This is a genomic window from Bradyrhizobium macuxiense (genome assembly GCF_007993935.1).
GTDB classification, from domain to species: domain Bacteria; phylum Pseudomonadota; class Alphaproteobacteria; order Rhizobiales; family Xanthobacteraceae; genus Bradyrhizobium; species Bradyrhizobium macuxiense_A.
Genome location: NZ_VITY01000014.1, coordinates 211410 through 230041, shown reverse-complemented (window position 1 = coordinate 230041; position 18632 = coordinate 211410). Strand labels below are relative to the sequence as shown.

Annotated in this window: 15 protein-coding genes; 7 read left to right on the top strand and 8 right to left on the bottom strand. The window is 65.7% G+C overall.

Translation table 11 applies throughout. The annotated features are described in order from the left end of the window. Position 1 precedes the first annotated feature (1 nt). Together FBZ93_RS31820 and FBZ93_RS31815 are read left to right on the top strand one after the other, a co-directional pair. Positions 2-1267 (top strand): MFS transporter, encoded by a 1266-nt coding sequence (locus FBZ93_RS31820; protein WP_283810862.1) that lies wholly within the window; start codon positions 2-4, stop codon positions 1265-1267. Beyond that, positions 1267-2526 carry an arsenic transporter gene (locus tag FBZ93_RS31815; RefSeq protein ID WP_146991363.1) on the top strand — a complete coding sequence of 420 codons (1260 nt, stop codon included), beginning with the start codon at positions 1267-1269 and terminating at the stop codon, positions 2524-2526. Before FBZ93_RS31820 ends, FBZ93_RS31815 begins: the two co-directional genes overlap by 1 nt. Before the next feature lie 7 nt (positions 2527-2533). On the opposite strand, the gene FBZ93_RS31810 is transcribed toward FBZ93_RS31815, so the two are convergent. The 4 genes from FBZ93_RS31810 to FBZ93_RS31795 form a co-directional block, all read right to left on the bottom strand. Next, entirely contained in the window at positions 2534-4015 is a 1482-nt protein-coding gene (locus tag FBZ93_RS31810; protein ID WP_146991362.1) for an aldehyde dehydrogenase, read from the bottom strand. Positions 4016-4111: 96 nt separating this feature from the next. Next, positions 4112-4576 carry a peroxiredoxin family protein gene (locus FBZ93_RS31805; protein ID WP_146991361.1) on the bottom strand — a complete coding sequence of 155 codons (465 nt, stop codon included), beginning with the start codon at positions 4574-4576 and terminating at the stop codon, positions 4112-4114. Between the two features lie 58 nt (positions 4577-4634). Next, the gene (locus FBZ93_RS31800; RefSeq protein ID WP_146991360.1) at positions 4635-7937 is read right to left on the bottom strand and encodes an efflux RND transporter permease subunit; all 3303 of its coding nucleotides are present in this window, start codon (positions 7935-7937) and stop codon (positions 4635-4637) included. A gap of 169 nt (positions 7938-8106) precedes the next feature. Further along, positions 8107-8850, bottom strand: coding sequence for an ankyrin repeat domain-containing protein (locus tag FBZ93_RS31795; protein ID WP_146991359.1), 744 nt, complete (start codon positions 8848-8850; stop codon positions 8107-8109). 194 nt (positions 8851-9044) lie between these two features. Between FBZ93_RS31795 and FBZ93_RS31790 the strand changes: the two genes are divergently transcribed. Then, positions 9045-9368, top strand: a complete 324-nt coding sequence (locus FBZ93_RS31790) for a hypothetical protein (protein ID WP_146991358.1) — start codon at positions 9045-9047, stop codon at positions 9366-9368. A 70-nt stretch (positions 9369-9438) separates the two neighbouring features. Here FBZ93_RS31790 and FBZ93_RS31785 read toward each other — a convergent pair whose 3' ends face one another. Both FBZ93_RS31785 and FBZ93_RS31780 read right to left on the bottom strand, forming a co-directional pair. After that, positions 9439-11235 (bottom strand): caspase family protein, encoded by a 1797-nt coding sequence (locus tag FBZ93_RS31785; protein ID WP_167529302.1) that lies wholly within the window; start codon positions 11233-11235, stop codon positions 9439-9441. An 85-nt stretch (positions 11236-11320) separates the two neighbouring features. Continuing rightward, entirely contained in the window at positions 11321-11926 is a 606-nt protein-coding gene (locus FBZ93_RS31780; RefSeq protein ID WP_146991356.1) for a gamma-glutamylcyclotransferase, read from the bottom strand. 143 nt (positions 11927-12069) lie between these two features. Here FBZ93_RS31780 and FBZ93_RS31775 point away from each other — a divergent pair, with 143 nt between their 5' ends. Further along, the gene (locus tag FBZ93_RS31775; protein ID WP_146991355.1) at positions 12070-13257 is read left to right on the top strand and encodes a DUF2125 domain-containing protein; all 1188 of its coding nucleotides are present in this window, start codon (positions 12070-12072) and stop codon (positions 13255-13257) included. A gap of 164 nt (positions 13258-13421) precedes the next feature. Here the strand turns inward: FBZ93_RS31775 and FBZ93_RS31770 are convergent, their stop codons facing one another. Then, the gene (locus FBZ93_RS31770; RefSeq protein WP_146991354.1) at positions 13422-13739 is read right to left on the bottom strand and encodes an antibiotic biosynthesis monooxygenase family protein; all 318 of its coding nucleotides are present in this window, start codon (positions 13737-13739) and stop codon (positions 13422-13424) included. Positions 13740-14055: 316 nt separating this feature from the next. Between FBZ93_RS31770 and FBZ93_RS31765 the strand changes: the two genes are divergently transcribed. The 3 genes from FBZ93_RS31765 to FBZ93_RS31755 all read left to right on the top strand — a co-directional run bounded on the left by FBZ93_RS31765 (position 14056) and on the right by FBZ93_RS31755 (position 17404). Beyond that, entirely contained in the window at positions 14056-15624 is a 1569-nt protein-coding gene (locus FBZ93_RS31765) for a hypothetical protein (protein WP_246667728.1), read from the top strand. A gap of 198 nt (positions 15625-15822) precedes the next feature. Then, entirely contained in the window at positions 15823-16332 is a 510-nt protein-coding gene (locus FBZ93_RS31760) for a hypothetical protein (RefSeq protein ID WP_246667727.1), read from the top strand. Between the two features lie 82 nt (positions 16333-16414). After that, positions 16415-17404: a Bug family tripartite tricarboxylate transporter substrate binding protein gene (locus FBZ93_RS31755; RefSeq protein ID WP_146991353.1), complete on the top strand. Its 990-nt coding sequence runs from the start codon at positions 16415-16417 to the stop codon at positions 17402-17404. A 295-nt stretch (positions 17405-17699) separates the two neighbouring features. On the opposite strand, the gene FBZ93_RS31750 is transcribed toward FBZ93_RS31755, so the two are convergent. Then, on the bottom strand, positions 17700-18632 hold the full coding sequence (locus tag FBZ93_RS31750) for a prephenate/arogenate dehydrogenase family protein (RefSeq protein ID WP_146991352.1): 933 nt from the start codon (positions 18630-18632) through the stop codon (positions 17700-17702).

Genomic DNA, 18632 nt, shown 5'->3' with positions numbered 1-18632 from the left:
GGTGACCGCAGGGAATGCAAATCGAGCCAAGACGCTTCGCCCGCTGCTCGCGCTGAACTTCTTCAGGGCGGACATGCAGGCCGGCGTCGGTCCTTTCCTGGGCGTGTTTCTGCTCGCGCATGGCTGGCAGAGCGGCTGGATCGGGACGGTGATGACGGCCGGCGGCGTCGCCGGCATGTTGATGACGACACCGGCCGGAGCCTTGATCGACGCCACCCGCCGCAAGAAACTGTTCGTCATCATTCCTGGCATCTGCACCGTCATCGCGTCGGGCATCGTGCTGCTGTCGCAGCAGTTCTGGCTGGTGGCGGCCTCGCAGGTCGCGACCGCGATCGCGGGTGCCGCGATCGGTCCTGCCGTCGCCGGCATCACGCTCGGCATCGTGCGGCAGGTCGGCTTCAACAGGCAGATCGGCCGCAATCAGGCCTTCAACCACGCCGGCAACATGGTCGGTGCGGGGCTCTCCGGCCTGGTCGGCTGGTTCTACGGTTTCACCGCGGTATTCTGGCTCGCCGCGTTCTTCGGTGTTCTCTCGATCATGTCGGTGCTGATGATCCCGAGTGATGCCATCGACGACGACGCGGCCCGTGGCCTGGCGCGCGAGACCCGCGATGACAACCGCGCGAGTGCGGCGCAGGTACTGGTCGGATCGAAGCCGTTGCTGATCCTCGCCGCAGCTCTGCTTTTCTTTCATCTCGGCAACGCGGCGATGCTCCCGCTTTACGGCCTCGCCGTCGTCGCCGACAAGCAGGCCGATCCAGCGCGCTTCGTCGCCACGACGATCGTGATCGCTCAAGGCACGATGATCTTGACCTCGCTTGCTGCGATGCGTATCGCAGAGAGGGAAGGCTACTGGTCGGTGTTACTTGTGTCGTTCGCAGCCCTGCCGGTCCGTGGCGTTCTCGCGGCGTGGCTGACCGGCTGGGGCGTCTACCCGGTTCAAATTCTCGATGGCGTAGGTGCCGGCCTGCAGAGCGTGGCGGTACCAGGCCTCGTTGCACGGATTCTCGATGGTACGGGTCGGATCAACGCTGGGCAGGGCGCCGTCATGACGTTCCAGGGCATCGGTGCGTCGCTCAGTCCGGCGATTGGCGGCTGGCTTGCGCAGGAGTTCGGCTACGGGCCAACATTCCCCGTTCTGGGCGGGTTCGCGGCGGTGTCGGTCGTGCTCTGGATCGTCTCCGCATCATTGCTCAAACCCGCTTGCGTGGCGAAACCCAAGCGCCTGCCTCAACCGATGGCCCCGAGCCTTGCGGGTGTCGCCTGATGTTCGGCACCCACGCCGCGACCTGGAGCATTGCGGGGCTCGCGACCCTCGGCGTCATCGCGCGGCCGTGGAATCTGCCGGAATACATCTGGGCCGTGACGGGTGCCGTGCTGCTGGTCGCGTTCGACCTCCTGCCGTGGCGGGACGCGATCATGGCCGCCGGAAAAGGCACCGACGTCTATTTTTTCCTTGTCGGCATGATGCTGCTGGCGGAGGTCGCCCGAAAGGAAGGCCTGTTCGACTGGCTTGCGGAGCAGGCCGTCAAGCATTCGCACAAGTCGGCCTCCCGGTTGTTTGCGATCGTCTACGCCGTCGGGACGCTGGTGACGATTTTCCTGTCGAACGACGCCACGGCGGTCGTGTTGACGCCGGCGGTCTACGCGGCGACCCGCGCCGCGAAGGTCGAACCGCTGCCGTATCTGTTCGTCTGTGCGTTCATCGCCAACGCGGCCAGCTTCGTGCTGCCGATCTCGAACCCGGCAAATCTCGTCCTGTTCGGCGATCGCATGCCGACCCTTGCGGTGTGGTTGCACTACTTCCTGCTGCCGTCGGTTGCGGCAATCGCTGCGACCTTCATCATGCTTCGGATATGTCAGCGTGAGGCTTTGCGCGGCGGCGTGGAAAGCCACGATAGCGAGCCTGTTCTGCTGACGAGAGGTGCGACCATCGTCGGCGTTGGCATTGCTGCCGCAGCCGTGGTCCTGCTTGCCGCGTCGGCATTCGGCGCCGACCTCGGCTTTCCTACTTTCATCTGCGGATTCGTCGTGATCGCGATCGTACTCGCGCTCGGCCGAAAATCCCCGGTCCCGATCGTGCAGAGCGTGTCGTGGTCGGTCCTGCCTCTCGTCGCCGGTCTGTTCATCTTGGTCGAAGGCCTCAACCGCACGGGCGTACTGCCCGCGCTCGCCGAAGAGCTGAAGCAGGCCACGGCCGCTTCGCCACACGCGACTGCCTGGGGCGCCGGTATCATCACGGCAATTGCCTCGAACCTGATCAACAACCTGCCGATGGGGCTGATCGCAGCGACGACGACGCACACGGCGCAATCGTCGCCTCACATTACCGGCGCCGTCCTGATCGGCGTCGATCTCGGGCCCAACCTCTCAGTCGCGGGCTCTCTGGCGACGATCCTTTGGCTGATCGCGCTGCGGCGGGAGGGCGAGCACGTCAGCGCCCTCCGTTTCCTGCGGGTAGGCGTGTGCGTGATGCCTCCGGCCTTGGTCCTCGCGCTGTTTGCGCTCTCGCTGCTAGCGCCGTGAGGTCTCGTTACCGCATCACGAACGGATTGGCCGGCACGTCGGTCGCGGTCGAGATCCAGACGCTTTTGGTCTCCTGATATTCGCGCACCGCGTCGATGCCGCTTTCGCGGCCGACGCCGGAGAACTTCATGCCGCCGAACGGCATCATGTAGCTGATGGCGCGGTAGGTGTTCACCCACACGGTGCCGGCGCGCAGCTGCTTCGGCACGCGGATGGCGCGGGCGAGGTCCTTGGTCCAGATTCCGGCGGCGAGGCCGTAGATCGTGTCGTTGGCGATCCGGATGGCGTCTTCCTCGGTGTCGAAGGAGATGATCGACAGCACCGGGCCGAACACCTCCTCGCGCGCGATCCGCATCGTGTTGTCGACATCGGTGAAGATGGTCGGCTCGACGAATTGCCCGCCCTTGATGCCGTCGCCGGAGGCCGGCTTGCCGCCGAGCAGGCAGCGCGCGCCCTCGGCCTTCGCGATATCGATATAGTCCAGCACCTTTTTGTACTGCGCGGGCGTCGTGATCGGGCCAACATTGGTGTCGGACTGCATGGGATCGCCGATCTTGGCGGATTTTGCCAGCTCCAGCACGCGCGCGACGAACTTCTCCTTGATCGAGCTCTGCACCAGGAGCCGCGATCCGGCGATGCAGGTCTGTCCCGTGGCGGCGAAGATGCCGGAGATCGCGCCGGCCGCGGCCGCGGTGAGGTCGGCATCCTCGAACACGATGTTGGGCGATTTGCCGCCGAGTTCGAGCGAGACGCGCTTCAGGCTTTTCGCCGCGGTCTCATAGACCTTGGCGCCGGTCGTGTCCGATCCCGTGAAGGTGATCTTGGCGACGCCGGGATGCGAGATCAGCGCCGAGCCCGCTTCGGGCCCGAAGCCGGTCACCACGTTGAATATCCCGTCGGGGACTCCGGCCTCTTTCGTCAGCGCCGCGAACTCCAGCGTGCTGGCTGAAGTAAACTCAGACGGCTTGACGACCACGGCGCAGCCGGCGGCGAGCGCGGCGGCGCATTTCCAGGCGACGAACAGCAGCGGCGAATTCCAGGCCGTCAGCGCCGCGACGACACCGACCGGCTCATGCGTCGTGTAGGCAAACGTCTCCGCCTTGTCGATCGGCACCAGGCCGCCCTCGAGCTTGTCGACCAGGCCGCCGAAATACCACCACCATTCCGGATGGTAGCGCAGCTGGCCCAGCATCTCCGCCATCAGCTTGCCGTTGTCGCGCACCTCGATCTCGGCAAGGCGCTCGGCATTGGCCGCGACAAGGTCGCCGAGCTTGCGCATCGCCTTGCCGCGGGCGGAGGCCGTCATCTTCGCCCAGGGACCGTTCCACATCGCCTCATTGGCGGCCTTGACCGCCTTGTCGGCGTCGGCGGCCGTGCCGCGCGGAATCTTCGCCCAGGCTTCGCCGCGATAGGGATCGATCGATTCGAACCACTCGCCATTGGCCGGGTCGACATATTGGCCGTTGATGTAGAGCTGATAGGTCTTCATGGAACGCTCCCGCACGATGGTTCTGGTTGACCTGAAGCTATCACGCCTTGCGCGACGCCGTCATAGCGCGGCTGCGTGAACGGGGTTGCTCGGGCGTCAAGCGTGCGGCGCGGCAAGCTCGGCCGCGATGATCGCGCCGAGCGCCATGTCGCTCTGCTGGCCAAAACCGTGATGCACGATGTTGCCGTCGCGGCCGATCAGGATGCTGGTCGGGGTTCCCTGCATGCCATAGCGCTGCATGGTGACGGGGATCGGCGTGCCGTCGCCGGCCTCGTCGACGCCGATCGGGAAGGTCAGCCGGTATTCGTGGATGAAGGCTTCCAGCGACACCGGCGTCATCGCCGCATGGTGCTCGAATACGGTGTGCAGCCCGATCACCTGGAGGTCCGAATGCTTGAACAGCTCGAACGCGCGTTGCGTCTGCGGCGTGCCGTGCGATACGCAGCCGGGACACAGCATCTGGAACGCGTGCAGCAGCACCGGGCGGCCGCGCAGCGCCGCCAGGGTCAGCGGTTCGCTGTTGAACCAGCGGGATGCTGCGATTTCCGGTGCTGGAGTCACGGCCTGGTTCCTTGCGACTGCCACTTCGCGTCAAGTTGGCAAGATCGACGCCGATATGTCAACGACCGGCGGCGCCTGCCGCTGCTGCCCGCCGTGCGCGGCGGGCCGCGCGGCGGCGCTGGGTCCACAGCCTCGCTCGGTCGAGATAGAGATAGACCACTGGCGTCGTGTAGAGCGTCAGGATCTGGCTCAGGATCAGTCCGCCGAAGATCGCGATGCCGAGCGGTTGGCGCAGCTCGCTGCCTTCGCCGAGGCCGATCATCAGCGGCACGGCGCCGAACAGCGCGGCGAGCGTCGTCATCATGATCGGGCGGAACCGCATCAGGCAGGCCTGGTAGATCGCATCGCGCGACGACAGCCCGCGCTGGCGCTCGGCGTCGAGCGCGAAGTCGATCATCATGATGGCGTTCTTCTTCACGATGCCGACCAAGAGGATCACCCCGATCATGCCGATGATGTCGAAATCGGTGTGCGACAGCATCAAGGCCGCCACCGCGCCGACGCCGGCCGAGGGCAGGGTCGAGAGGATGGTCAGCGGGTGGATGTAGCTCTCATAGAGCATGCCGAGCGAGATGTAGATCGTCGCGAGCGCGGCGAGGATCAGGAACAGCTCGTTCGCCAGCGCCTGCTGGAAGATCTTCGCGGAGCCGGCAAAGCCGCCGGAAATGCCGGCGGGCATGCCAAGCGCGTGCATCGCATTCTCGATCGTGGTGGTGGCCGTGCTCAGCGAGACGCCCGGCGGCAGATTGAACGAGATGGTGCTGGATACCAAGAGATCCTGGTGATTGACCGAGAGCGGCGTATCGCCATGCTCGAAGCGCGCGACGCTGGACAGCGGGATCATCGTCTCGGCGCTGGTCGAGACCGCCGTTCCGGTCGAGGCTACGCCCTTGCCGGTGGCGCCGATCGAATTGGTCGCCTGATTGCGCACCACATTGGCGGCGATCGAACTGAGCGAGCTCTTCTGCGCGGACGAGGCCACCGTTCCGGCCACCGCATTGGTGCTCTGCGTGCCGGTCGCCGAGCCGCCCGAGGTCGAGATGTAGACCTCCTTCAGCGTCTGCGGGTCCTGCGAGAAGCGCGGCGCGACCTCCATGATGACGTGATATTGGTTGCGCGCGACGAAGATGGTCGAGACCTGGCGCTGCCCGAACGCGTCATAGAGCGTGTTGTCGAGCTGGCTGACGGTGATGCCGAGCCGCGAGGCGGCGTCGCGATCGATCACCAGATTGGCCTGCAGCGCCTTGTTCTGCTGGTCGCTGTTGACGTCGGCGAGCGTCGGCTCCTTCTGCAGCGCGGCGACGAGCTTTGGCGTCCACTCGTTCAGCTCCTCGAAGGTCGAGCCCTTCAGCGTGTATTGATACGCCGCATTGCCCGAGCGCCCGCCGGCGCCGAGATCGCCGATCGATTGCAGGAACAGGGTAGCGCCCGCCACATGGGCCAGCGGCTCGCGCAGCCGCTCGATCACCTTGTCGGCGCGTAGGTTGCGCTCGCCCATCGGCTTCAGCGAGGCGAACACGGTGCCGGTGTTGGTGCCGCCCGGACCCACGCCGCCGCCGCCGGTGAAGCCGACCGCGGTATCGACCGCCGGGTCCGACTTCACGATGTCGATGAACTGGGTCAACTTCTGCTGCATCAGCTGGAACGAGGTGCTCTGGTCGGCCTGGATCGAGCCGACCAGCAGCCCGGTGTCCTGCTGCGGCACGAAGCCCTTCGGCACGACCCGGTAGAGATGGAAGTTCAGATAAAGCGTCGAGCCGAGGATCAGCATCACCAGCAGCGGATGGCGCAGCGCGAGGCCGAGCGTCACGCGGTAACCGCCCAGCAGCAGCTCGAACACGCGCTCGCTGATCCGGTAGATCCGGCCATGCGGCTGGCCTTCCTGCTTGCGCAGCAGCACCGCGCACATCATCGGCGTCGTGGTCAGCGAGACCACCAGCGAGATCACGATCGCGATCGTGATGGTCATGGCGAATTCGCGGAACAGGCGGCCGACCAGCCCGCCCATCAAGAGGATCGGCACGAACACCGCGACCAGCGACACGCTCATCGACAGCACGGTGAAGCCGACCTCGCGGGTGCCGACCAGCGTCGCCTCCAGCCGCGACAGCCCGGCATCCATGTGGCGGGTGATGTTTTCCAGCACCACGATGGCGTCGTCGACCACGAAGCCGGTCGCCACCGTCAGCGCCATCAGCGAGAAGATATCGAGCGTGTAGCCGAGCAGATACATCACGGCGAAGGCCGCGATCAGCGATACGCCGACCGCCACCACCGGCACCAGCGTCGCCCGCGCATTGCGCAGGAACGCGAAAACCACCAGGATCACCAGCGCGACCGCGATCAAGAGCGTGATCTCGACGTCGTGCAGCGAGGCCCGGATCGTCTTCGAACGATCCATCGCCAGCGTGATGTCGATCGCGGGCGACACCGAGGCCCGGAGTTGTGGCATCAACCCCTTCACGCTGTCGACCATCTTGATGATGTTGGCGCCCGGCTGCCGGTACACGATCATCACGACGGCCGGCTTGCCGTTGGAAAGGCCGAGCGTGCGCGCATTCTCGACGGAATCGATCACATCGGCGACGTCGGTCAGCCGCACCGCCGCGCCGTTGCGGTAGGCGACGACCAGCGGCCTGTAGTCGGCGGCCTTGCGGGCCTGGTCGTTGACGTAGATCTGGTAGCGCTGGTCGCCGACGTCGATGCCGCCCTTCGGGCTGTGCGCATTGGCGCTCGACAGCGCGGCGCGGACGTCCTCGAGCCCGATGCCGTATTTGTAGAGCGCCGGCGGGATCAGCTCGACGCGCACCGCGGGCAGCGAGCCGCCGCCGACCGAGACTTCGCCGACGCCTTCGACCTGCGACAGCTTTTGCGCAAGCACGGTCGAGGCGGCGTCATAGAGCTCGGCCGGCGTCAGCGTGTCCGAGGTCAGGGTATAGATCAGGATCGGCGCCGAGGCCGGGTTGAACTTGCGGTAGGTCGGATTGGCGCGGAGGTTGGTCGGCAGGTCGGCGCGTGCCGCATTGATCGCCGCCTGCACGTCGCGCGCGGCGCCGTTGATGTCGCGGTCGATGTCGAATTGCAGCGTGATGCGGGCGTTGCCGAGCGAGGACACCGAGGTCATTTCGGTGACGCTGGCGATCTGGCCGAGGTGACGCTCCAGGGGGCTTGCCACGGTGGCGGCGACGTCGGCCGGGCTGGCGCCGGGCAAGGTCGCCTGCACCATGATGGTCGGGATGTCGACGTCGGGCAGCGGCGACACCGGCAGCTTGAAGAACGCAATGATGCCTGCCACGACTAGTCCAAGCGACAGCAGCGTGGTGCCGACCGGCCGGCGGACAAAGGGGGCGGAGAGGTTCATTGCATCAGCGAGCGATGTTTGCGGATGAGCTTCTATCCGTCCGCGCCGCGATGCAAAAGCCTAAATGTCACAGGGCGCTGCCACACCTCCGCCGCGATTTGCCGGGTTGCGGCCAGGCCACGATCGGATTTGCGGCGCGATCTGTCCGAGCCGTTCAGCTCGCGTCCGGTCAGGAGCCTTGCTTTGCGCGGGTCGCGCCACGTTCAAGAAGCCAGGCCACGACCTCGCGATGCTCCGCCTGCTCTGCAATGTCGAGCGGTGTTTGCCCGGACCAGGGAGCGGGCCAGTTGAGGTCGGCGCCGCGCTCGTGCAGATATTTGGCCGCGGCGAGTTGCCCGCCGCGGCAGGCGTTCCAGAACGGTCCTGAAACTTCCTCGGCCGGGAGGGCCGCGCTCTCGAGCCGACGGACAATCTCCGGCATCATGCCCAGCGCCGCCTCCTGCCACAGCGCCGTCCGCGCGCCGCGCTCGACCAGCCGCCGTGCCGCCGCCCACTGGCCGTAGCCGACGGCGGACGACAAAGGCGAGCCACCATCGATCGACGAGCCCTCATGCTCGAGGTCGGCGCCGGCATCGAGCAGCGCGTCGATCAGCGCGACATCGTCGCTGCTGGCGGCCCAGTGCAGCGGAGTCTCGCGATGCCACATTGCGTCCGCCGGCGCATCGAGATCGGCGCCGGCTGCAGCGAGGATCTGCACGATCGCTGCCGCGTTCGGATTGTGGCCCGGCCAGTCGGCAAGCAGGTGCAGCGGACTCCGGCCGCCGCCCTTGGCATCCACGACCACGCAGCGGGCGAGTTCGGGGTGGGAGGCGAGCAGCGCGCGGAGGCGCTCGGCCTCACCGGCCTTGACGGCTGCCGTCAGCTCGACGGCGAGCGGGTCGTGGTTTCGCAATCTGGGCGTCTCGGTGGTCATTGCCGGCCTCCTATCGCACATGGGATCGATGATGCCGTAACTGTATGGCGGATGTCGTGCGCGCCCACGGACGCCCGGGGGCGCTGGTGTGCTTGGGAAGAGCGACGGAGACCCCGAAAGGTGATAGTTGAGAGGTGGGCGCGGTTGCTGCCTCCGCAAGGGTGTCGTTCCCAGAAGAGCCCGGAGACCCATCTGTGAGCAAGACAAAAAATCCCCAGGAGAAGAAGCGGTTGAGCTACCAGCACGACCGGCGCAATACATATGGTGAAAATCAAAAGAGTAGCCGAAAGAACATTCCGCGCAGCAAGCAACTCTCGCATCAGGACGAGCGTCGTTCTGTGCGACAGTCCCTCATCGCTGCTCGGGGTAACGTCGTGGACGAGATAGCCGATGAGGCGCATTCAGATGCTCTGCACAAAGGCCGAATGAAGAAGCTCAAAGCATTCCGCAAATCGCCCGATAGCCCGCTGGGTGAAGTCGTCAAACGGCGCTTGGGCAAACGAACGAAAGGCAAGTAGACGCATCGCTACGCGTCCGGCATCATGCCGCATAAGTGGCAATTCTCGTGCGCTTGCTCTCGCATCCAGCCTACTTCGCCGCATTCTGGCTTGCGCCGACGAAGTAGAAATCCTCAGCTCCCGGCACCGAGCCATAGCTGAACGGCTGCTGCCGCCGGTCGGTCGCAGCCATGACGTCGTCGCGCACGAGGTCGAACAGCTTGCGGATCTCGATCTGCGGCGTCTGCATGCGCTTGATCAGGGCGGTCACGAACGGGCTGTGACCGCCGTCGCCGTCGAGCGCGACCTGGCCGTGCTTGGCGGCGTAGACGACCAGCGTGCCGCTGTCGGGTTCGACCTGGGCCAGGCCCCTGCCGATGGAGCGCGACGCGACGGTGCGCTTGATCTGGTTGGCGAACGGATTGTCGCGACAGGCATCGAGAATGACGAGGTGCAGCTTGCGCGCACCCTCGGTCGCGCCCATGACCTGGGTCAGGGCGACCGCCTCGTACGACACGTCGCGGTCGGTGGCGAGCTTGGCGTCGACCGGCACCAGATAGTTCTCGCCCGCCATCTCCATGCCGTGCCCGGCATAGTAGATCACCGCCCAGTCGGCGCCGTCGGCCGCGTTGGCGAATGACTTGAGTGCTTCGACCAGGCTGTCGCGCGTGGCGTCGGTGACGAGGCGGACATCCTGAAAGCCCACCGCGAGCAGCGTATCGGCGATCGCAGCGGCATCCTGGCCGGGGTTCGGCAGCACCGGCACGGAGCGATATTTCGAATTGCCGACGACCAGAGCGACGCGCCGTTCGGTCGTTGCCGCCTTCGATCCCGTGCCGATCGGCGGGACCGGAACGGCCGCGGTGACCGCGGGGGCAGGTTTCGCCGCGGCATGATCCGTGCCGACGCTCTTCTCCGTGGTGGCGACCTTGTCCAGCCGTTGCAGGCCATCCCTCGCGACGCGCTGGCCCTGCGTGCGGTCGAGCTGGTCGAGGCCGATGACGTCGAGCGCGTGGCGGAAGTCGGCGCGCGCGGCGTCGATGTCGCCCTTCTTCTCGTCGGCGAGACCGCGCCGCGCGTAGTTCAGCGCGCCCTGGGCGTTGAGCTGCGTGGCGTGGTCGTAGTCGCGCATGGCCTGATCGAGCTGGCCTTTGCCGGCCAGCGTCAGGCCGCGCAGCGAGTAGAACTCGGCTTGCCCATCCTGGATGCCGATCGCGCGGTCGACATCCCGCGCGGCATTGTCGAGATCGCCGGCGCTGATCTCGACCACGGCGCGGCAATAATACGGGCCGGCCGCGCGGGGCGCGAGCTTGATCGCATCCTGGCAATGCAGCGCCGCGAGCCGGTCCTTGCCGCTGAAATCATAGACCAGCGCGCGATTGACATAGGCGTACCACGAGTTGGGATCGAGCTCGATCGACTTGCCGTAATCGGCCAGCGCGCGCTCATAGTCGCCAGTGGCAACGAACAGCTCGGCGCGATTGTTGAACCAGCCGGCGCTGAACGGACCGGCAGGCTTGAGCTGGATCGCCCGATCGAAATCGCTCAGCGCGCGGTCGTAGTCCTGGTTCTGCAGATAGACCTTGGCCCGCTGGCCATAGGACGGCGCGAACGACGGATTGATCGCGATCGACTGATCGTAGTCGGCCTTGGCCTTCTCCAGATCGCCCCTGTTATGCCAGGCGAGCGCGCGGTTGTAATAGGTGATCGCAAGGTCGCGTCCCCTGGGATTGGCCGCGATCAGGCGGGTGCAGGCGGGGATCGCGAGCTCCGGGTGCGGATCCCGGGCGTCGCACGCCGCGCCATCCTCTCTCAGTCCGGCATAGGATGGGGTGTTGAGCAGCAACAGCAGGCCGAGCGCGGCGAGCTTGAGCAATGAGGAGCGCATTCCGGTCATTCCATTCCAGCGACCGGAAATTGAGACCACAATGTTGTTCGCGCCGTGGCAAGAATTCGCGCGCCAGGTTCCGCGCTTAGGCCGGATCGAGCCCGTCAGCGGCACGCGCATCCCGATGGAGCGGGCCGGAATCATGCAGCATGGTCGCGAGCTGATGCAGTTGGGTGTCGCGAAAACCCTGCTTCTCGATCGAGGCAACGGTCGAGAGCACATAGTCGCGGTTGTTGCCGGAGCGGCCATGGCCCTGCTGCACCAGGCGCAGCTGCTCTGACAGCGACAGCCGCCCGGCATATTGCACATGGCCGCGGTCGACCACATAGGCCAGCGCAGAGACGCGATCGCGCGCCGCATTCTCCAGCCATACCGAGCGCATCACCTCGCGATACACATTGGTGGTCTGCTCGCGCGACCGCAAATAGGCGATGGTGTCGTGGCGCAGACGGGCGGCGACGCGGAACGCGATGCCCCGGCAGGCGCCGCCGCGGTCGAGCCCGAGCACCAGGCCCGGCTTCTCCGGCGTGCCGCGGTGGTCGAACGAATAGACGCAGAGCGCGCGATGCTCGCCGATCAGCCGCGCCGGCACCTGCTCCAGGAACTCGAAGCCCGGCTTCCACATCAGCGAGCCGTAGCCGAACACCCAGAGGTCGCCGTCGGTTTCGGAATGGGGGGGATTTGCTGACATCGCGCTGATGGGCTAGCAGAACGGGCCGCCCAAGCGAAGCAGATTCCGTGATGTTTCCAAGGGTTGCTCAGGGCTTGGTCAAGGGTTGTTCAGGCCGTGCAGCCGCTTAGATTTTGACAAATTCGCGCTCCAAAGGACGCCGCATGTCCGATTTGACCTCCGCCCCCCGCCGCCGCTCGCGCTTCGGCCTCTATGCCGTCCCCGTCGCGGTCCTGATCGCCGCGGTGCTGTGGAGCGGATTCTGGTTCTTCGCCGCCTCGCAGGTCGGCGTGCAGGCCGACGCCTGGCGCGCGCAGGAGGCGAAGGCCGGCCGGATCTATGATTGCGACAAGCGTTCGGTGGCGGGTTACCCGTTCCGGCTCGAGATCCGCTGCGAGCAACCCAGCGTGATGCTGGTGTCGCAGACCGCCTCGCCGCAGATGTCGTTCGTGGCGCGGCTGGCCGAGATCCTGGTCGTGGCGCAGATCTATGACCCCAAGCTCGTGATCGCGGAGTTCAAGGGCCCGGCCACGATCGCCGAACGCAATGCGCAGCCGACGCTGCAGGTCGACTGGCGCCTCGGACGTGCCAGCGTGGTCGGCTTGCCGGCGGTACCGCAGCGCGCCTCGCTCGTGTTCGACGATCTCGCCATCGACCGCACCGGCGGTCCCGCGCCGACGCCGCTGATGCGCGTCAATCACATCGAGTTGCACGGTCGCCAGGTCGAAGGCTCGGCGCCGGACAATCCCGCGATCGAGAGCGTGTTGCAGATCAATGGCGGCACCTTGCAGGAGGTGCATCCGCTGCTCACCCAGCCGTTCAACGCCGACATCCATGCGCGGCTGAACGGGCTGAAGGATTTCTCGCCGAAGCCGTGGCCCGATCGTTTCCGCGAGATCCAGGCGGCCGGCGGCAGCGTCGAGATCCAGCAGTCGCGGATCGAGCAGGGCGATGTGCTGTCGGTCGCGGCCGGCACGCTGCGCCTCAACGCGCAAGGCCGCATCGAGGGCGAGCTGCAGATGACGGTCGCCGGCCTCGAGCGCGTCATCCCCGCGCTCGGCATCGACAAGATGCTGGAGGAGGGCGTGCCGCAGTCGACGCTCGATCGCGTCGCGCCGGGCGTGAAGAGCCAGGACCTCAGCAATCTCTTCGGTGCGCTGGACCGCGCGATCCCCGGCCTCGGCAAGGTGATCAAGCAGAACGCCAATGCCGGCATCTCGGCCGGGATCAATTCGCTCGGCACCGAGGCCACGCTCGAAGGCAAGAAGGCGCGCAGCTTCCCGCTGCGTTTCGCCGACGGCGCGGTGTTTCTGGGCCCGCTGAAGGTCGCGCAGATCCCGCCGCTGTTCTGAGCGGATGGACGCTGCGAAAGCCCCGTCATTGCGAGGAGCGACAGCGACGAAGCAATCCATGTTTCCGCATATGCGGCACGATGGATTGCTTCGCGGAGCCTGTCATCCGGCGGCGCTCCGCGCCGACCGGGTGGCTCGCAATGACGGAGGTAACCGACTTGCTCTCAGCGATGCTCGAACGGGCCGACCTCGCGGATCACCTTGCAGATTTGCAGGAAGCCGCTGGCGTAGAATTCGGCATGTCCTCGCCGCATGGTTTCGACATGCTCGGGATGAGTGCGCCAGGCTTCGAGCGCTTCCTCCGAGGCGAAGCGAAACAGGGTGAGCTCTTCGCCATCTTCTGCCTTGAACGATTTGACCGAGACGAATCCCGGAAGGCGGCTGACAATCTCGTACATGCGCTCGCCGAGCCGGTTGTATTCGTCGAGCGAGGCGTTCTCTCGCAGCTTCAGGTCGCCAATCACAATGACTTCACCGATCATGCTTCTGTCCTTCGTCCATCGAATATCCATGGCAGCCTGAAACAGGTGCCGAACGACAATTCGATCTCGCGGCCGCTGTTGTTACACGTTCGCCGTCGTTCGCAGCGGGATGAGAAGCGGATTGTGCTGCGCAGAATCCGCCTTGTGCGCCGCGCGCACACCTTATTCCCTCGCGCGCGATATCGTCCATCACGGCAATCTATTCCCGCGGCCGCGATGAGAAAAACGTGACCGCAATCTTGCGGGCCGCCGCGAATATCATTCCCCGAGTATCGCTCTCTCTCGCCTGAGGAAACAACCTCGTGTGGAGGAAGCGATGCGAATTCTCGGGGGAATTCTGCTCGGCAGCATGCTGCTGTCGGCAGGTCCAGCGTTGGCGGAGGACGATGCGTCAGAGCTGAAGGCGTTGAAGGTGCGCCTCAAGCAGCTCGAACAGAAAATGGAGGTGCAGGCGCGCAAGGAGGAGGCGCTGGCGGCAAGGCAGAGCGCAATGCAAAACACCAGGATGGCGGCCAAGGCGCCGGTGCCGTTCGATCCCTGCGCATCGGGCAAGCTCTGCTACAAGGGCGTCACCTTCACCTTCGGTGGCTGGGTCGATCTCACCGGCATCTATCGCACCCGCAATCTGGCCTCCGACACCGGTTCGGTCTACGCCTTCATTCCGTTCCCGCAGAGCAAGAACTTCAACACCGGCGAGTCGCGGTTCTCGGCGCGGCAGACCCGCTTCTCAGTGCTTGCGGAAGCCGAGGTGTTCGCCAACACCCGCGTCGCCGGCTACGGCGAAATGGATTTCGAAGGCGCGGCGCAGACCGCGAATTCGGTCGCCACCAACTCGTTCAACCCGCGTCTGCGCCAGGCCAGCGTCGAGGTCGATCGCACCGATCTCGGCCTGCATGTCCTTGCCGGCCAGAGCTGGTCGCTCAACGCGCCGAGCAAGGCCGGCATCGATCCGCGTTCGGTCGATGCGCCCGGCGTGATCGATTTCGAATCGGTGCCCGGCTTCCTCGCGGCGCGGCAGCCCGGCATCCGGGTCTGGCAGGACATCGGGCCCGAGTTCAAGCTCGCGGTCTCGGCGGAGAATCCGCAGACCTCGTTCTTCGGCGGCAACACGCCGCTGGTCGGCACGCCCGCGGTCGGGCCGCAGGGCGTGCTCAATCCGAACCTGCTGGTCAACCTCACCGGTCCGGGCGGCAGCTTCTTCAACAACGCCAACAATGTCAGCCTCAATCACGTGCCCGATTTCACCGTGAAGGGGGCGTGGGATCCGCGGCTCGGGCCCTACAAGCTGCATGTCGAGGGCTGGGCGATGTATCGCGACTTCTACGATCGATTCAACTTCGCCAATCACGACGTCAACACGATGAGCTTCGGCGGCCATTTCTCGGCGGAGATCGTGCCGAAGCTGCTCGAGCTGCAAGGCTCCGCGTCGCACGGCGCGCTCGGCCGCTTCACCGCGGCGCCGTTCCCGGATGCGACGGTGCGCCAGGACGGCACGATCCAGCCGCTGCCGATCACGGCGTTCCTGCTCGGCACGGTCTGGCACACGACGCCGTCGCTCGATCTCTACGCCTATGCCGGCCTCGAGAAGACCAAGGCGACGTTCTCCAATGTCGGCTCGGTGCCGTTCGGCTACGGCAATCCGCTCTACAACAATCTCGGCTGCAACATCGAGAACTCGCCGGCCGCGACCTGCAACGGCAACACTTCGGAGGTCAGGCAGTATACCGCCGGCTTCTACGACACGATCTTCAAGGGCGACTACGGGGCGATCAAGGCCGGCGTCCAGTACTCCTACAACCAGCGCTTCGCCTTCGCAGGTGTCGGCGGCGCGCCGAGGACCGACGACCACATCATCATGTCGCAGATCCGCTACTACCCGTTCTAGGGCGTCAACTAGGAAATGGCCTGCTTCGGTTCTGAGAGGAGTGTGAACCTATTAGCCCCGTCATTGCGAGGAGCGATAGCGACGAAGCAATCCACCGCTGTACCTGCTGCGCAATGGATTGCTTCGCTTCGCTCGCAATGACGAGACAGACAGGTTCAAGGCCTTTGCGGACCCAGGCGCTGGTAAAGGAGACCGCACATGAGGATCATGTCCAGGCCGAAGCAGAGAGCCATGATCGCCCGCGAGTTGATGATGGTCAGCCGCGCCGCGCATGTGTTGCAGCGAACCGGCCTTGCGATGGCCGGGGCCATGGCCGGCACCTTCGTCGCCGCCCAGCTGGCGAAGGGCCATGTCGCTTTCTTCGGCACGCTTGCGTTCATCGTGACAGCGATCGTGATCGGGGCCGCCGGCTTCTATCTCGGCATCGATATTCCTAGGCCGGCCTTGCGCGCGACGGGGCGCATCGATGCGGTCGAACTGATGAGCGCGGGCGGCATCTTCCTCGCCGCGCTGGCTGCGCTGGTGTCGGTCTACGGCATCATCTTCGACGAGATTCCGCCGCGGGCCTGGGAGCTCGTGATCGGCTCCTGGTGGTTCGGCGGCGTCCTCATGCTGGCGACGGCCGGCCTCGTCGGCCGCCAGCGGCTGACACACAAGGTCGCGCCGATATCGGCGGGGCCGATCAGGGATCAACGGCTGCGGCGGTGAGCGCGCCCCGCTGCGCCAATCTGTCCCGTAGCTGAGACCGAGCGATGCGGTACCCTCGCTGAAAAATCGGGGAGGGACCAAAATGCCAGCGACATTCAGCCGCCGTCGCGTCATCGCTGCCGGAGCTGCCGCCGCCGCAATGCCGTTGCTGTCGCGCGGCGCCTCGGCGCAGGCCGCCTGGCCGTCGCGGCAGATCCGCATGATCTGCAGCTATCCGGCCGGCGGGCAGACCGACCTGCTGGCGCGCGCCTTCGGCGAATTCATCACACGGCAGGTCGGGCAAACCGTCGTCATCGAGAACAAGGCCGGTGCTTCCGGCTCGATCGGCGCCGCGGAAGTCGCTCGCGCCGCGCCTGACGGGCACACCATCCTGTGCTCGATCTCGACCACCTATGTGATGAACCGGGCGATGATGAAGAACCCCGGTTACGACATGGACAAGGATCTGACGCTGGTCAGCGTCATTCCGGGCGCCGGCCTCCTGCTGGTCGCGAGCCCGAAACTCGGCGTCAAGACGCTGGCGGAATTCGTCGCCCACGCGCGGAGCAGCGGCAAGGTGAACTTCGGTACCTACAGCGCCGGCTCCGCCCCGCACATGACGATCAACGAGCTCAACAAGCAATATGGCCTCACTATCGAGCCGATCCACTATCGCGGCGAAGCGCCGATGTGGACCGGGCTTGCGGAGGGTACGCTCGACGTCGCGATGGGCAGCTACACCGCGGCGCAGACCGTGCTGCAGAGCAACCTCGGCGTCGTATTCGGAGTGCATTCCAAGAAGGTCGATGCGATCCCCGGGATTGCGACCCTGCCCGAACAGGGCGCGACATCGAAATTCTTCACCGTGAGCGGCTTCTCGGGCTGGGCGCTGCCGAAGGCGACGCCGCAGCCGATCGTCGACCGGCTGTCCGAACTCTGCGTCGCCGCCAACAACGATCCCAAGGTGAAGGAGGTGCTCGCGACCTTCGTGCTGGAACCCGCGATCGGCTTCAGGGACAGCAACGCGCTCTATCAGCGCGAATTGCCGGTCTGGATGGAGGCGGCCCAGTCACTCGGCCTGCCGCCGGCGTAAGTCGTCCGGAATTGTAGGATGGGTAGAGCGAAGCGAAACCCATCGATCACACTCGCCGCGCCAATGATGGGTTTCGCTGCGCTCTACCCATCCTACGGCGTTGCGATGACACCGTGTGTTTGATGTCTTGAATCGAGAACCATCCGCATCGTCGTCCTGGCGAAAGCCAGGACCCATTACCCCAAATCTCAGTTGTTGTGCGACGCTGGGGCCACGATCCCGTTCACAAGCAAACGCGATGGTTATGGGTCCTGGCTTTCGCCAGGACGACGTGGGGAAAGCCGCGTGCTTAGCCCTACTTCTTCAAATTCGCGTGCGGGCGGCCGAAGTCGGCCGCGGCGGAATCCTGGCCGATCTCGACGATGCCGCGGCGGATGGCGCGGGTGCGGGTGAAGTGGTCGAACAGCGCTTCGCCGTCGCCGCGCCGGATCGCACGGGTGAGCTTCGACAGATCCTCGGTGAAGGTGCCGAGCATCTCGAGCACGGCGTCCTTGTTGGCGAGGAACACGTCGCGCCACATCGTCGGGTCGGACGCGGCGATGCGGGTGAAGTCGCGGAAGCCACCGGCGGAGAACTTGATCACCTCGGATTCCGTCACCTGCGCCAGTTCGTCGGCGGTGCCGACGATGGTGTAGGCGATCAGATGCGGCAGATGGCTGGTGATCGCGAGCACGAGGTCATGATGATCCGGCGTCATGATCTCGACCTTGGCGCCGAGCGCGGCCCAGAACGCGCGCAACCGGTCGGTCGCGGCGGGATCGGTGCCTTCGGGCGGCGTCAGGATGCACCAGCGGTTGATGAACAGCTCGGCGAAGCCGGAATCAGGACCCGAGTTCTCGGTGCCGGCGACGGGATGCGCGGGCACGAAATGCACGCCATCCGGCAGATGCGGCGCCATGTCCTTGACGACGGCGCCCTTCACCGAGCCGACGTCGGAGATGATGGCGCCGGGCTTCAGATGCGGCGCGATCTCGGCTGCGACCGGGCCGCAGGCGCCGACGGGGATGCAGAGGATGACGAGATCGGCATCCTTGACCGCCTCGGCATTGGTCTCGACGACGCGATCGACAATGCCGAGCTCGGCAACGCGCGCCCGGGACTTCTCCGAGCGCGCGGTGGTCACGATCTCGCCGACCAGCCCTTGCGCGCGCGCGCCGCGCGCGATCGAGCCGCCGATCAGGCCGAAGCCGATCAGTGCGATGCGGTTGAAGAGCGGAGCCGTGGTCAC